The organism is Paenibacillus cookii (assembly GCF_018333375.1).
GTDB classification, from domain to species: Bacteria; Bacillota; Bacilli; order Paenibacillales; family Paenibacillaceae; genus Paenibacillus_AQ; species Paenibacillus_AQ cookii.
The window spans coordinates 225,706-240,933 of sequence record NZ_BORW01000001.1 but is presented as its reverse complement, the minus strand read 5'-3'; the positions used below and the strand labels follow the sequence as shown (position 1 = coordinate 240,933).

General features: G+C 54.5%; 15 protein-coding genes. 11 read left to right on the top strand and 4 right to left on the bottom strand.

The window, feature by feature from the left end; genetic code table 11:
- Positions 1-83 precede the first annotated feature (83 nt).
- From rlmN to spoVM, 6 genes are all read left to right on the top strand, one after another.
- On the top strand, positions 84-1,124 hold the full coding sequence (rlmN, locus tag KI367_RS01280) for a dual-specificity RNA methyltransferase RlmN (protein ID WP_036707690.1): 1,041 nt from the start codon (positions 84-86) through the stop codon (positions 1,122-1,124).
- Positions 1,125-1,131: 7 nt separating this feature from the next.
- Entirely contained in the window at positions 1,132-1,911 is a 780-nt protein-coding gene (locus KI367_RS01275; RefSeq protein WP_036707692.1) for a Stp1/IreP family PP2C-type Ser/Thr phosphatase, read from the top strand.
- A complete protein-coding gene (gene pknB, locus KI367_RS01270; protein ID WP_081992145.1) occupies positions 1,908-4,076 on the top strand; it encodes a Stk1 family PASTA domain-containing Ser/Thr kinase in 2,169 nt (722 codons plus the stop codon). Before KI367_RS01275 ends, pknB begins: the two co-directional genes overlap by 4 nt.
- Before the next feature lie 48 nt (positions 4,077-4,124).
- Complete coding sequence (gene rsgA, locus KI367_RS01265; RefSeq protein WP_212947038.1) at positions 4,125-5,039, top strand: ribosome small subunit-dependent GTPase A; 915 nt, start codon at positions 4,125-4,127, stop codon at positions 5,037-5,039.
- 5 nt (positions 5,040-5,044) lie between these two features.
- Positions 5,045-5,707: a ribulose-phosphate 3-epimerase gene (gene rpe, locus KI367_RS01260; protein WP_212947036.1), complete on the top strand. Its 663-nt coding sequence runs from the start codon at positions 5,045-5,047 to the stop codon at positions 5,705-5,707.
- Between the two features lie 171 nt (positions 5,708-5,878).
- On the top strand, positions 5,879-5,959 hold the full coding sequence (gene spoVM / locus KI367_RS01255; RefSeq protein ID WP_036707696.1) for a stage V sporulation protein SpoVM: 81 nt from the start codon (positions 5,879-5,881) through the stop codon (positions 5,957-5,959).
- Between the two features lie 339 nt (positions 5,960-6,298).
- Here the strand turns inward: spoVM and rpmB are convergent, their stop codons facing one another.
- Entirely contained in the window at positions 6,299-6,487 is a 189-nt protein-coding gene (rpmB, locus tag KI367_RS01250) for a 50S ribosomal protein L28 (protein ID WP_081992147.1), read from the bottom strand.
- A 283-nt stretch (positions 6,488-6,770) separates the two neighbouring features.
- On the opposite strand from rpmB, the gene fakA reads away from it, so the two are divergent.
- The 5 genes from fakA (at position 6,771) to KI367_RS01225 (ending at position 12,534) form a co-directional block, all read left to right on the top strand.
- Positions 6,771-8,570, top strand: coding sequence for a DAK2 domain-containing protein (gene fakA / locus KI367_RS01245; RefSeq protein WP_212947034.1), 1,800 nt, complete (start codon positions 6,771-6,773; stop codon positions 8,568-8,570).
- 53 nt (positions 8,571-8,623) lie between these two features.
- Entirely contained in the window at positions 8,624-9,481 is an 858-nt protein-coding gene (gene fakB, locus KI367_RS01240) for a DegV family protein (RefSeq protein WP_036707699.1), read from the top strand.
- Between the two features lie 15 nt (positions 9,482-9,496).
- Positions 9,497-11,548, top strand: coding sequence for an ATP-dependent DNA helicase RecG (gene recG / locus KI367_RS01235; protein ID WP_212947029.1), 2,052 nt, complete (start codon positions 9,497-9,499; stop codon positions 11,546-11,548).
- Between the two features lie 66 nt (positions 11,549-11,614).
- A complete protein-coding gene (locus KI367_RS01230; protein WP_036707702.1) occupies positions 11,615-11,902 on the top strand; it encodes a stage VI sporulation protein F in 288 nt (95 codons plus the stop codon).
- 230 nt (positions 11,903-12,132) lie between these two features.
- A complete protein-coding gene (locus tag KI367_RS01225) occupies positions 12,133-12,534 on the top strand; it encodes a cupredoxin domain-containing protein (RefSeq protein WP_212947027.1) in 402 nt (133 codons plus the stop codon).
- Positions 12,535-12,650: 116 nt separating this feature from the next.
- Here the strand turns inward: KI367_RS01225 and KI367_RS01220 are convergent, their stop codons facing one another.
- From KI367_RS01220 to KI367_RS01210, 3 genes are all read right to left on the bottom strand, one after another.
- Positions 12,651-13,325, bottom strand: a complete 675-nt coding sequence (locus KI367_RS01220; RefSeq protein WP_212947025.1) for an SOS response-associated peptidase — start codon at positions 13,323-13,325, stop codon at positions 12,651-12,653.
- 89 nt (positions 13,326-13,414) lie between these two features.
- Positions 13,415-13,765: a YolD-like family protein gene (locus KI367_RS01215; protein ID WP_212947023.1), complete on the bottom strand. Its 351-nt coding sequence runs from the start codon at positions 13,763-13,765 to the stop codon at positions 13,415-13,417.
- Positions 13,762-15,006, bottom strand: coding sequence for a DNA polymerase IV (locus KI367_RS01210; protein WP_212947022.1), 1,245 nt, complete (start codon positions 15,004-15,006; stop codon positions 13,762-13,764). The genes KI367_RS01215 and KI367_RS01210 overlap by 4 nt, the downstream gene beginning before the upstream one ends.
- Between the last annotated feature and the right edge of the window lie 222 nt (positions 15,007-15,228).

Below are 15,228 nucleotides of genomic sequence, written 5' to 3'. Positions count from 1 at the left end.
CTTTTACCGCTACTTTTATTTGTGTTAAAATAGGAAGAATGAGAAACAATATGCATATGAATGATAAAGACAGGTGTGGTGAAATGAAGCCTTTTATATACGATTTGAACCTGGACGACCTCCAGGAATGGGCCAAGGAAAACGGCGAACCCGCGTTTCGCGCCGGCCAGATTTTTGATTGGCTTTACGTGAAAAGGGTGAATAACTTTCAGGAAATGACCAATTTGTCCAAGGAGCTTCGCGCGAAGCTGGAGGATCAGTTCGAATTCGTGACGCTCAAGGAGATTACCAAGCTGGAGTCCAAAGACGGAACGGTCAAGTTCCTGTTCGGCCTCCACGACGACCATGCGATCGAGACGGTCATCATGAAGCATAACTACGGCAACAGCATTTGCGTGACGACCCAGGTCGGCTGCCGCATCGGCTGCACGTTTTGCGCTTCGACCTTGGGCGGTCTCAAGCGGAACCTGACGGCCGGCGAAATCGTCGCCCAGGTGGTTCAGGCCCAAAAAATACTGGACGAAAAAGGCGAACGCGTCAGCAGCATCGTCATTATGGGCTCCGGGGAGCCGTTCGAAAACTACGAGGCCACGATGAAGTTCCTTCGGATCATGATCCACGAAAAAGGGCTGAACATCGGCCAGCGCCATATTACGGTGTCGACGAGCGGCATCGTGCCGAACATTTACAAGTTTGCGAATGAGGATACCCAGATCAATCTGGCCATTTCCATCCATGCCCCGAACGACATGCTGCGCTCCAAGCTGATGCCGGTCAACCGCCGGTATCCTTTCGAGGACGTCATGGAGGCGCTGCGGTATTACCTCGCGAAGACCGGCCGCCGCATCACGTTCGAATACGCCCTGATCGGCGGCGTCAACGACCAGCCGGAGCATGCGGCCGAGCTGGCGAGCGTGCTGAAGGACATGCTGTGCCACGTGAACCTGATTCCGGTCAACCACGTGCCTGAACGCAAGTACGTCCGTACCTCGCGCAACGACATTTTCAAGTTTCAAAGAGTACTCGCGGAAAACGGGGTCAATGTAACGATCAGACGGGAGCAAGGCCACGATATCGCGGCTGCATGCGGACAACTGCGTGCGAAGCATATGGAGTTGAGGTGAGTGAAACTTGATTAAAACAGTTCATGCCAGTAACATAGGCCGCGTCCGATCGGTAAACGAGGACTCGGTCTGGATTGGCCACCTTTCGCAAGGGTATACGATCGGCATCGTCGCCGACGGGATGGGCGGGCATCAGGCCGGAGACACGGCCAGCCGCCTTGCCGTCGACACGATTGCGGAGGATTTGTCGACGCTGGAAAAAGGGATGTCTGAAGAAGGTTTGAGCGCGGCCGTCAGCGACGCGATCCTGCATGCCAACGACGTCATTTACAATGAAGCATCCAAAAATGAAAAATATCACAATATGGGCACGACCGTCGAGGTGCTGCTGCTCCAGGAGCGTTCCGGCGTCATCGGGCATATCGGCGACAGCAGAGCCTACAAAATTGTAAATGGCGAAGCCATTCAGATTACGGAAGACCATACGCTTGTCAATGAACTGTATAAAAGCGGCCAGATCAGCCTTGAGGAAATGAAAACCCATCCGCGCCGCAACGTCATCATGCGCGCTTTGGGCACCGATCCCGAGGTGTCCGTCGATCTGTATCCTGTCACGCTGGCTGCCGGAGAGGTGCTCCTTCTGTGCAGCGACGGGCTCAGCAGCCTGGTAAGCGGCGAACATATCGCCCAAATTTCAGGCATGCAGAACGTTTCGCTGGAAGAACGGGCGGACCGTCTCCTGCAGCTGGCACTTCTAGCCGGAGGCGATGACAACATTACCGTCGCCCTGTTTGAACTTCAACAAGATGAAGTCTCCGGGCAAAGCATAAAGGAGTGGGATTCATGATCGGACACGAATTGGGCGGCCGTTATGAAATTATTGAACGTATCGGCGGCGGCGGGATGGCCCTGGTCTACAAAGCCCATGATTTGCTATTGGGCCGCAACGTTGCCGTCAAGGTGCTGCGCCAGCAGTTTGTGCACGATGAGGAGTTTATCCGCCGGTTCCGCCGCGAGGCGCAGTCGGCCGCTTCCTTGTCCCATCCTAACGTGGTCAGCATTTACGACGTGGGGCAGGAAAACGAAATCCATTACATTGTCATGGAATACGTCGAAGGCCATAATCTAAACGAAATCATCAAGGAACGCGCGCCTTTGCAGGTGGAAGAGGCCGTCCGGATTGCGTCCCAAATTTGCGATGCGCTGGATCATGCCCACCAGAACCAGATCATTCACCGGGACATCAAACCGCATAACATCCTGATCGGCCGAAACGGCAGGGTCAAAGTGACGGATTTCGGGATCGCCCGGGCGGTCACGTCGACGACGATCACCCAAACCGGTTCGGTCGTCGGTTCCGTGCATTATTTCTCTCCGGAGCATGCCAAGGGCGTGACGACGGGAGAGAAATCGGATTTATACTCTTTAGGCATCGTACTCTATCAAATGCTGACGGCCCGGCTTCCGTTTCTGGGAGAAAGCCCGATCAGCGTGGCGCTTAAGCATTTGCAGGAGGAGTTCGAGGAGCCGCGCGACGTGAATCCCCTCATTCCGCAAAGCGTCGAAAACATCATTCTCAAATCGATGCGCAAAAATCCGCAGGAGCGGTACCAGAGCGCCAAGGAAATGCTGCATGACCTGGATACCTGCCTCTCCCCGGAGCGCAGGAACGAGGAAAAACTCGATTTTTCGGACGTGGACGACGAGGATCGCACCCGCGTCATTCCGGCGATCAAACCGCAGCATATCGGTCCGACCCCGGTGAGGTCGAGGCAGCTTCCTTCCGAAGACCGGGAGGAGCGTCATGAGCCCTCCGACCCGGCCGGCAAACGGAAAAAATCAAAAAAGCCGATCCTTTGGATCAGCTTGACGCTGTTGCTTCTGCTAGCCATGACGGCCGTCGTATTATACGTGAATCATAAGTTGGTCGTACCTAATGTGATCGTCCCGAAAGTCATTGGCCAAACGGAGGCGGATGCCCGCAAAATGCTCAACGATCGCGGGCTAGAAGTCGATCCAAACATCATCCGCGCGTATAAGCCGGATGTTCGCGAAGGCATCGTATATAATCAGAGCCGGAGTGAAGGGACCGAGGTCAAAAAAGGGTCGCTCGTTCAGCTTTCGGTCGGAAGCGCCAAACCTTTGAAAAAGATGCCTGACCTCAAGACGTTACCGGTTGATGACGCGATAAAGAAACTGATCGATCAAGGATTTAAAGAGGATAACATCGACACCAATGAGGAAAACAGCGATAAGCCGGCGGGCACCGTCATTTCCCAGGTGCCGGGTGCAAACGCCGAAGTCGATCCCGATAAAGATCATGTCGCCCTGACGGTCAGCAAAGGACCGAAGCAGGTGCCGATGCCGGACCTGATCGGCAAAACGCAGGATAAAGCGGCGCAAATGCTGGAAAAAGCCGGACTCAAGCTGGACCCGAACATCCAGCAGGAAGCAAGCTACACGGTGCCGAAAGGCACGGTCGTCGCCCAATGGCCGTACGATCCGGGCACGCCGGCCGATCCGGATGAGAAAATCCAGATTACCGTAAGCTCGGGGTATCCGGCCGACGCGATCAAATACACCTATAACGTTCCTGTCCTTCCTGAGGAGGAAGGCAAAAATACCAAGGTCCGCATCGAATACGCGGATGCTTCCACCAACGGGGAAACGAAAGAATGGGGAACCAAAAACATCAACTCGATGCAGGTATTCCCGGTCGAGGTGGTGGTCGGGCCGTCCAAAGACGCTACCGTCAGGGTCGTCCGCAACGGCCAGCTATTCGACACCTACACCGTGTATTACACGGATGTGAAGAACGGAACGGTTCCTGATATCGATATCGTGCTTTCGAACAATACCGGGGATGAACAGGACATTCCGGAGGAGCCCGCGGATGAAAACAAAGGCGGGGACGAAACGACCGGGATGACGCCTCCGGGCTGGAAGCACGGCAACCCGGGCAAGGGCAATAAAAAGAAAAACGAAAACGTAATTTATCAACAAAACCATTAAGGCCGCCCTCAGCGGCGGTCCTTACGGAGAAAGTGAGGCCTTTCATGTATGCCTGAAGGAGTTATCGTGAAGGCGTTAAGCGGATATTATTATGTCAAACCACTCGAAAACGGAATGGCGGCTTCGGGAGGCGGGGATGCGATCCAATGCAGGGCGCGCGGCATTTTTAAGAAAAAGGGCGTGACCCCGCTGGTAGGGGACCATATCCGGTATTCCCATACGGAAAACGGAGAAGGCGTGGTGGATGAAATTTTGCCGCGCCGCTCCGAGCTGATCCGTCCCCCGGTCGCCAACGTGGATTTGGCTGTTCTGGTATTTTCGGTGCGCGAGCCCGATTTGAATCTCCAGCTGCTGGACAAGTTTCTGGTTCATATCGAGCACGCCGGTCTTGATACGGTCATCTGCTTGACCAAACAGGATCTTCTGGCCGAAGCGAAAGGGGAGGATCCGGTCGCTTTGGTCCAATCGCTGTACGAAAATATCGGATATCAAGTCATCGTATCGAGCTCACGCTTAGGGCTGGGAACGGAACTGCTGACGGAACGATTGAAGGGGCAAATCAGCGTGTTTTCGGGGCAGTCGGGAGTAGGCAAATCGTCTTTGCTGAACCGGCTCGTTCCCGGACTCGAGCTGGAAACGAGCGCCATCAGCATGAAGCTTGGACGGGGGAAACATACGACCCGCCATGTGGAGTTGATCGAGCTTCCAGGCGGCGGCTTTGTGGCGGATACGCCGGGCTTCAGCCAGCTGGACTTTTTGGAGCTTGGCGTCGAGGAGCTCTCGACCTGTTTTAGGGAGTTTGCCTCTTTGGCCGAGGGATGCAAATTTCGCGGCTGCAGCCATACCCACGAGCCGGGCTGCAAAGTTCGGGAGGCTGTGGAAAACGGCCACATTGCAGCGAGCCGCTATGAGCATTATGTGCAGTTTTTAACGGAAATGAAAGATAAAAAGCGGAGGTATTAACGGAAATGATTAAAATAGCGCCATCGATATTGTCAGCAGATTTTGCCCGGTTGGGGCCGGAGGTAGCGGCTGCGGAAGCGGGAGGAGCGGACTGGATCCACGTGGATGTCATGGACGGGCATTTCGTTCCGAACATCACGCTCGGGCCGGCCATCGTCAGCGCCATCAAGCCGCATACGAGCCTGCCTCTCGACGTTCATTTAATGATCGAGCGTCCGGAGGCATACATCGCTGATTTCGTCAAAGCCGGCGCAGACGTAATTACCGTTCATGCCGAGGCTTGCACCCATTTGCATCGGGTCATCCATATGATCAAAGAACACGGAATCAAAGCCGGGGTTGCCATCAATCCGGCCACTCCGGCTTCGGTCATCCAGGAAGTGCTGGAGGACGTGGACCTGGTGCTTGTCATGACCGTTAACCCGGGTTTCGGAGGACAAGCCTTCATTCCGCGTACGGTCCATAAAATCCGCCAGATTCGCCAATGGCTGAACGAAGCTTCGCGTTTTGACGTCCATATCGAGGTCGACGGCGGCATTACGAGCGAAACGGCGCCTCTGGTTGCGGAGGCCGGCGCGGACGTGTTGGTCGCGGGCAGCGCCGTTTACGGCAAAAAGGACCGCGAGGCGGCCATTCGGGCCATCCGTGCCAGCGCGCAAAAGGGATAAACGGATCTGGGCGGTTTCACTTGTCTGCCTGTGTCATAGGTCATGCTTTTGGTGCATACATTGGTTACATGAGCAGGGTTCTCATGTAACCTTTTTTTTGTTCGTTTCTGCAGTGAACGCGCAAAAGGCATACCATACGCGATAAACATGAGAATATGGGGAGGGTGGAATATGAAATTTTATACGTTTAAGCTGCCAAAGTTTTTGGGAGGATTCGTAAAAGCTCTTTTAAACACATTTCATAAAAGCTGAAGACTCCTTATGGTATGCCGCTGATGCAAAAAAACCTCTGACGCAAGGCGGCATGATTCACACCGAATAGGGCCAAAGGCATTAAAAAAGCACCTGCTGTTAAACAAGGTGCTTTTTGCTTATATGCTATTCTTAAGGTCTAAGAAAGTGTAAATCGTCCGGAGGCTTGTCTAAAGTCATAGATTCCGCCTCCTATAAGCGGTTCGTCTTCGGTAAAAAGACGTTTTCTTAAGAATACAGAATGCAGGGCCTCAAGCTGCGCAGCATGTGACGATTCTGTATTCGCAAGAAAAACCCCCGCGCAGGGCGCGACTTTCATGACGTAAGTACGACGACGAATTACACGCGGGTAACTTTACCGGATTTGAGCGCACGAGTGCTCACATAAACGCGCTTAGGTTTGCCGTCAACAAGAATACGAACTTTTTGCACGTTCACGCCCCAAGAACGACGGTTACGGTTGTTAGCGTGAGATACATGGTTACCGCTTCCTGGCTTCTTGCCAGTCACATAACATTTGCGAGACATAGATTACACCTCCTTGTTCCAAACACCTGCATAAAACAATACTTGTATATCATATCACAGCAAAAAATGCTTCGTCAACCGCCAGTCAAAACATTTATTTCTGGCGTCTCTTATAGTACAATGATGAATAGCCCATAATGGTTTAATATGGGACGCTTCATTATATATGCATCATCGGGAATTTTGTAAAATCATGAACGAAATTGGCGAAACGAAAACGCGGATACGACGTATGTATAAGGACGCCATTAGCTAGGGATCAAGCTAGGAAGGGGATTTATCATTGAGTAAGCGTTCTTTGAATGGGACAGATTTTACCGCAATGGTATTGGCCGGAGCGGAGCAGCTGCAGCAGCATGCAGAGCATGTCAATTCTCTTAATGTATTTCCGGTGCCGGACGGCGACACGGGAACGAACATGAATCTGACGATGAGCGCAGGTGTGACTGAGTTAAAAAGAAATCATTCCGACTCGATCGGACACAGTGCGGGGGTTTTGTCCAAAGGACTGCTGATGGGTGCGCGCGGAAACTCCGGCGTTATCACATCCCAGCTTTTCCGGGGGTTTGGCCGCTATGCCGCGCCTTACGATGAACTGAATGCAATGCAGTTTGCAGCGGCCCTGCAAACGGGCGTGGACGCTGCGTATAAAGCCGTCGTGAAGCCTGTGGAAGGCACGATTTTGACCGTTGCCAAGGAGGCTGCCAAACATGCCGTATTTTGCGCGCGGCGGACGAATGACGTTACCGAGCTGATGGAGCAGGTGCTTCTCAAGGCGCAGGAGACGTTATCCCAGACGCCGGAGATGCTGCCTGTACTGAAGCAGGTCGGCGTCGTGGATTCGGGGGGACAAGGCCTTGTATATATTTATGAAGGCTTCCTCCGTTACCTGAAGGGAATCCAGGGGAATGCCGAGTTTGCGGGCGCCGCGATCGCAAGACAAGCACCGGCGGCTGCGAAGCCGGAGGCGGCATCGGCGGTTTTGAACTCCGCGGCGCACGCGTTCGCGGAACGGCCGGAGCTGGCCCAATCCAAAATCGAAACCGAAGACATCGAATATTTGTACGATATGGAGTTTTTCATCAACCGTCAGCTTGGCGGCCAAGCGGCATCATTCGACGAGGATGAATTCCGGAAAGCGTTGTCAATAAATGGGGATTCCATCATTATTATTGCGGACGACGAACTGATCAAGGTTCATGTCCATTCCAAAGCGCCGGGCGACGTGCTGAATTTGGCGCTTCGTTACGGTGAAATTACGCAAATCCATATTTTGAACATGCGCGAGCAGCACCGGGATCTGTTGACGACGGGCCTCGATATTGCGCCTATGCCCGAGTTGTTCGCCGGCTTGCCGGCCGATCCTGTCGAACATTCGCGCGAGCAGGCACCTGCGACGCCTCCGGCGGATGAACTGGCGCCTTACGGCTTTATCGCCGTCGCTTCGGGCCAAGGCATCGCCGATATTTTCAAGAGCCTCGGCGTCGATGTCGTGTTGTCCGGCGGACAAACGATGAACCCGAGCACGGAGGATTTCGTCAAAGCGATCCGCTCGATTTCGGCGCAGCATGTTTATATTTTGCCGAACAATTCCAATATCGTGCTTGCCGCGGAACAGGCACGGGAGCTGCTTGAGGACGAGCGCAGCGTCACGGTCATTCCGAGCAAGAGCATTCCGCAGGGAATTTCGGCCGCGTTTGCGTTTTCCGAAGAAGAAACTTCGGATACGAACACCGGCAGCATGATGGATGCGATCGCGCGGGTCAAATCCGGGCAGGTCACCCATGCGGTGCGCGATACCGCAATCGACGACATCAACATCAAGGCCGGGCAATACATCGGCATCGAGAACTCGAAGATCGTAACGGCTGCCGACAGCATTTTGGCCGCATGCCAGGAGCTTTTGTCCAAAATGCTGATCAACGGCGACGAAATCGTGACGGTACTCGCGGGAGAACAAACGGATTCCAGCCTGACCGCGGAGCTTGCGGACTGGATCGGCGAGAATTATCCGGACGCGGAGGTCGAGGTTCATCAAGGCGGACAGCCGGTGTATTATTATCTTTTCTCCGTCGAGCCCTAATTACTTTTTACACAGGTTAGGTTTAGAATAAACCTCTAAAGGAGGCCACACGCATGGCTCATCCGGTCATTGTGACGGACAGCACCGCTGACATACCGGAGGAACTGGTCAATAAATACGACATTCACGTCGTTCCGCTTCGCCTTATGTTCGGCGAGGAAACTTTTGAGGACGGCGTCGACATTTCGGCCGAAGTGTTTTATAAAAGGCTTGTGCAATCGGAGCAGCTGCCTACGACATCGCAGGCTTCTCCCGCCGATTATATCGAAGCTTACCAAAATTTGATGAACATGTTTCCGGACAGCCCGATCATTTCTTTTCACATTTCGTCAGGGCTCAGCGGGACGTACCAGTCGGCGCTGCTGGCCAAGTCGATGCTCGATGATCCGCCTTCCATTCATGTCGTGGATTCCAAATCGGCTTCTTACGGCTTCGGGCTTCTTGTCGTTCATGCGGCCCGGCTTGCCGCCGAAGGGAAAACCGCGGCGGAGATTCTGGATGCGGTGGAACAGGTTCGCCGGCAGCGCAAGCTGTATTTTCTCGTCGATACGCTCGAATATTTGCAAAAGGGCGGGCGGATCGGCAAAGCGGCTGCCGTCATCGGCAACCTGCTGAACATCAAACCGATTCTCTCCATCGATGAAGAAGGAATCATTTATGCGGTGGAAAAGGTCAGGGGCCGCAAAAAAGCGATATCCCGCATGATCGAACGTTTTCAGGCAGATTTGGGCGGGATCCGAAACATTAACGTGGCCGTAGGCCATACGGCGGACCCGGCTTCGGCCGATCCGGTGCTTGAGGAACTGTCGCGGCATTACAACCTCGGTGAGGTCGTGCTGACCAATATTGGTCCGGTTGTCGGCACCCATGTCGGTCCCGGAACGCTGGCCGTGTTTATCTGGCCGAATTAAAATGAGGGATGGGAAATGAGTCTTAGTTTGGATCAAATTTCAATCCGTCAGGTGCGCGGCGTGAGTGCTCTCAAAGAAGGAGAGCTTCACGCCTTTGGCATCTTTACGGTAAAAGATTTGCTTGAATATTATCCTTTTCGTTACGAGGATTACCGCCTGCGCTCGCTCAGCGAAGTGAAGGACGGCGACAAAATCACCATTCAAGCCAAAATTATGGGCGTTCCGGTGCTGCAGCGCTACGGGCGGAAATCGAGGCTAACGTGCAAAGTGATGGCCGAGCAGTGGATGTTTACCGCCGTTTGGTTCAACCGGCATTTTTTGCGCGACCAGCTGACGAGCGGACGGGAAATCGTGCTTGTGGGCAAATGGGACCAGAAGCGCATGCAGCTTACCGTGTCGGAATCGGAATTTCCGGATCAAGGGGCCTGGCGCAGCGGAACGCTGCAGCCGGTCTATTCGGTCGGCGGGAAGATCACGCAAGCGTGGATGCGCAAAACGATCGGACAAGCGTTAACCCAATACGGGGACATGATTCCGGAAATCCTTCCTCCTGCCATCATGCAAAAATACGATTTTATGCCGCGAAAAAGGGCAATCGCCACGATCCATCAACCGCAGGATTCGCGGGAAGGGCAGCAGGGCCGGGAACGCATGGTTTACGAGGAGTTGTTTTTGTTCCAACTGAAAATGCATGCTTACCGGGCGCTGAACCGGCGCAGGATGGACGGCATCGTGCATACCGTGGACAATAAAACGATGCGCGAATTCGTGCGGAGCCTGCCGTTTGAGCTGACGGACGCGCAGAAGAAGGTGGAGCTGGAGATTTTGCAGGATATGCGTTCCCCGTACTGCATGAATCGGCTGCTGCAGGGCGACGTCGGTTCGGGCAAAACCGTCATTGCCGCGATCGCTTTATACGGGGCGGTCCGTTCCGGGTTTCAAGGTGCGCTGATGGTGCCGACCGAAATTTTGGCCGAGCAGCATATGCGTTCCCTGCAAAAGCTGTTTGAACCGTTTGGCATTACGGTAGGTCTCCTGACCGGCAGCGTGACCGGACGCAAGCGCAAAGATCTGCTGGCTTCGCTGCAAATGGGCATGACCGATATCGTGGTGGGCACGCATGCGCTGATCCAGGAGGATGTGTTTTTTCGTCAGCTTGGCCTGGTCGTCACGGATGAACAGCACCGGTTCGGGGTCAATCAGCGCAGCATTTTGCGGCGAAAAGGCTACAACCCCGACGTGCTGACGATGACCGCCACGCCGATTCCGCGGACGCTGGCGATTACCGCTTTCGGCGACATGGACGTTTCGACGTTATCGGAGCGTCCTAAAGGCCGGATTCCGATCACCACCTACTGGGTGAAACATGACATGATGGACCGCGTGCTTAAGTTTATTTCCAAGGAAATAGACCAAGGCCGGCAGGCCTATCTCATTTGCCCTTTGATCGAGGAGTCCGAAAAATTGGATGTGCAAAACGCGATCGACCTGCATATCCAAATGCAGCAGGCATTCCCGAATACCCGAGTCGGTTTGCTTCACGGCCGGATGACGCCGGCCGAAAAAGAAGAAGTGATGCGGTCCTTTAACGCAAACGAAGTTCAGCTGCTGGTCTCCACGACGGTCGTGGAAGTAGGGGTGGACGTGCCCAATGCCACGCTGATGGTCATTATGGACGCCGACCGTTTCGGCCTGTCCCAGCTTCACCAGCTGCGCGGCAGAGTCGGCCGCGGTCAGCATGCCTCTTACTGCATCCTGATTGCCGATCCGAAGTCCGAAGTCGGGCAGGAACGGATGAACGTCATGACGGAAACGGACGACGGTTTTGAGGTGTCGCGCCGGGATTTGGACCTGAGAGGCCCGGGCGATTTTTTCGGAACGAAGCAAAGCGGTTTGCCGGAATTCCGGCTTGCCGACATGGTCAGCGACTTCGCGGTGCTCGAAAAAGCGCGGGACGATGCGTCCCGGCTCGTGGCGGACAGCGAGTTTTGGACGTCCCCGGCGTATGCCGGACTCCGGGACTATCTGCAGCAGGAACAGATATTTCAGGGAGATTTGGTAGATTAGGCACATGGGACTGGCCCCCCGTCATATACTTAGTTGAATTGGAATTTGACGGGAGGTGCCAATGTTTTGGGTTATCAGCAGTATGGAATCAGTCCTGCATTAGTGGCAAGAGTCAAGCAAAAAATGAAAAATCCGGCGACCAAAGAGCGGATCAAAGGCATTCTGGAAGGCGTCAGCAAGTTTGACCTGCAGGATCCGGCAAAGGTTCAGCGTCTTGTGAAATCGGCGTCGGGAATACTTAAGGAACCTTTATCTTCTGCTGAAGAGCAGCAAATCATACGGTTTGTGCTGGCGCAGCGGATTGATCCGAATAACACCTTCCATTTGATCAAGCTTTGGGGCATGTTCCGTTGATGGGAGTCGAAACGCCAAAAAGGCCTATAAGGGGATACCGCGTGCTGGTATTTTCCTCATAGGTCTTTTTGTTTGCATAGTTGGTCCTGCCGCGGTCAAAAATAATGACGTGGAAGGCAGCCGTTGTTCAGGATTTCGCGACATTCGCGCATGCGAAGAAGCCTGACTGACATGATTCATTAGCAATCCGTGTTCGATTCATCATCATTTATACCCAGGAGGTCAAAGGCATGAAAAAATGGATGACATTGGGACTAACCCTGTTGCTCGTTTTTGCGCTCAGCGCCTGCGGCAGCAAAACGAATAACAACACCGCGGGCAACAACAACGCAGGTACCGCGGGAGGAACAACGGGAGGCGCAGCAGGGGGAGCTCAGGACATTAAAGTGACGGCAACCAACTTCCAATTTGAGCCTGCGGAAATCCGGGTCAAAAAGGGAGACAAAGTGAAAATTACGCTCGTCAATAAAGAAGGCGCGCACGGCCTGGAAATTCCCGACTTTAAAGTCAACCTGCAAAAGGACGGCTCCGCCGAATTTACGGCCGATAAACCGGGGGAACACGAATTCCACTGCTCCGTGATGTGCGGCGCGGGCCATGACAACATGGTCGGCAAAATCATCGTCGAATAAATCGGCGTCATAGCAACCAAAACCAAAAGACCGTCTGCGGCAGCCTTTCTCCAAGGCTGAGGGACGGTCTTTTGATTTGGCGGCCCTGTAAATGGGGCAACTTCGCGATCTCCGCGTCACGAGCTTTTTTCGATGCAGAGCGGCGAATCGTTTTTGACCGAATTAACGGCCGTGCTGACGGGATAGGCTTCCATTTCGTCCGCCGGATACGGCACGAGCAGCTGCTGAAGCTCCCTCGGATCGGCCGCCCCCCTTTGCACCCAGCGCAGCTCGTCTTCCTGCCGTAAAATGACGGGCATCCGGTCGTGAATCGGCTCCATCAGCTCGTTGGGTTTCGTCGTGATGATGGTACAGGTCGCGATTTTCGTTCCGTCCTCCTGCACCCAAATATCGTATAGTCCGGCCATGCTGAACAAGTCGCTGCTTTTGAGCCTGATCCGGTAAGGCTGTTTGCCGCCGGCCGTTTTCTGCCACTCGTAAAAGCCGTCGGCCGGAATCAGGCATCTCTTTCGCTCAAAAGGGATGCGATAAGCGGGCTTGTCCAACAGCGTTTCGCCGCGGGCATTGATCATCCGGCTTCCTATCCCGGGATCTTTGGCCCAGGACGGGACCAAACCCCATTTCAGCTCGCCGAGCCGAAGGCGGGTCCCGTCATGGATAATGGATAAAACCATTTGCGTCGGCGCAATATTATACTGCGGCCGGTGGTAAGCCACGGCATATCCGGGATCGAGCTCATATCTGAGCAGCAGCTCCTCCAGCGATACGACCAGCGTAAATCGTCCGCACATAGGGCATCTCTCCTCATTAACGCCGGCCCCCTTCGGTGCTGCCGAAAGCAGAGGAAGGGGGGGCGGCATACCTTTCCTTTAGTTTACCGCTACACGTCCGATTCCGCCACCGCACCGATGATTTGGTCCAAAGGAATCCATTGGGGGTAATCGTCTTCGTGTTCTTTTATCCGGATTTGCCGCCGGACGGGATCGATCCGAAGCACCCGGCCCGTAAGCCGGATATCTTGCGGATCGCCAAAAAGCGTAATCGTCACGCGTGAGCCGCCGTATAACGCCCCCGTCAACACCGCGGCCATTTCCTCGGCGGCCTGCGGGTCGATCAGCGGGGGCGTCCGGCGCACGAGCCGCTGCTGGTGCCGGATATACGCTTCCCGGTGTTCCGGCAGCATCATCCGGGACGACTCGAATAACCCGTTGCCTTGAAGTTTTTTGCTCATTTGTAATGTCCTCCAATCCGAAGCGAGCGATCCTGCGCCTGGCCGGCCGCTTGAAGCGAGGAGGCGCGGAGGATCGCGGTTTCGCCGAACCTGCTTTTGATCCCGTCCGTCGCGCGTTCCAAATTCCGCTTCCGGTCCCGGTCTCCGAACAGCGTCAGCTGGGTCAGGGAGTCCGGGCGAAGATCGGTTAAAGAGATCCCGATTTTGCGGACGGGAAGGCCGTTCCAATGGCGCTGGAACAGCAGGCAGGCGGCATCGTAAATTTCGTCGGTAATGTTCGTCGGGTCCGAAAGCTTCATCTGCCTTGAAAAACCGGTGGGACGGTCAAAGTCCGCCCCTTGACAGCCCACGCTGACGACAAAACCCATCAGCCCCTTTTCCCGGCAGCGCCGGCCGACCGCTTCGCATAACTCGAGCAGCACCACCCGAAGCTCTTTCCAGTCCGCGTAATCGCGCGGAAGCGTCATTTGATGGCCGACGCCCTTTTGCTGCTGCAGCTGGCTATGGGGCGTGACCGGGGAAGAATCCATGCCGCGCGCGATGCGCCACAGCACTTCGCCGTTGACGCCCCAACGTTTCGTAAGCCGGGGCAAAGGCGTTTGGGCCAGATCCCCGATCGTATGGATGCCCATTTTGTACAAATGGCGGGTCATCCGCGAACCGACCATGAACATTTCGTGCACCGGTTTGGGCCACAGCGTTTCGGGCAGTTCCTCGCGCTTCAGCGTGAAGATGCCTCCCGGGTTCTTTTTGGCGAACAGATCGCAGGCCATTTTGCTGAGCACCTTGCAATCGCTGATGCCGACCCGCACGTACACCCCGGTTTCCTGCATCACCTGGTTTTGGATCCGCTGGGCAATCTGCTCGGGGCTGCCGAACAGCCGGAGGCTGCCGGTCACGTCCAAATGCTGTTCATCGATGCTGTACGGCTCCACCAGATCGGTAAAAGATTGATAAATCTCGGTAATATGCAGGGACACGCGGATATATTCCGCCATGCGCGGGCGAACGACGACGAGATCCGGGCATTTTCGAAGCGCGTCCCCGAGCCGCTCGGCGGTCGTGACGCCGTATTTCTTGGCAAGCGGGCAGGCGGCGAGGATAATGCCGGACCGGCGGGCCGGATCCCCGGATACGACCAAAGGCTTGTCTTTGTATTCGGGGTGGGCCGCTTTTTCGACACTTGCGTAAAAGGACTGGCAGTCGGCCAGCATAATGACGCGTTTTTTGGACTCGTTCATGGGACTCGCTCCTTATCCTTTGGAACTACACAGGAACACATGTTCTTATTTTATAACAATAACGGAGAATTATGCGCTTTTCAACCGGAATTATTTGCAAAAATCTTCTTCGCTTTCATTACATTTCAACTTCAACCCCTCATGTTTTCCTAGTCAAAAAGAAGCGAAAACGCCGTTTCGGCATCCCCAAAAATAACCGGATAGTCATACCAGTTATTTCCG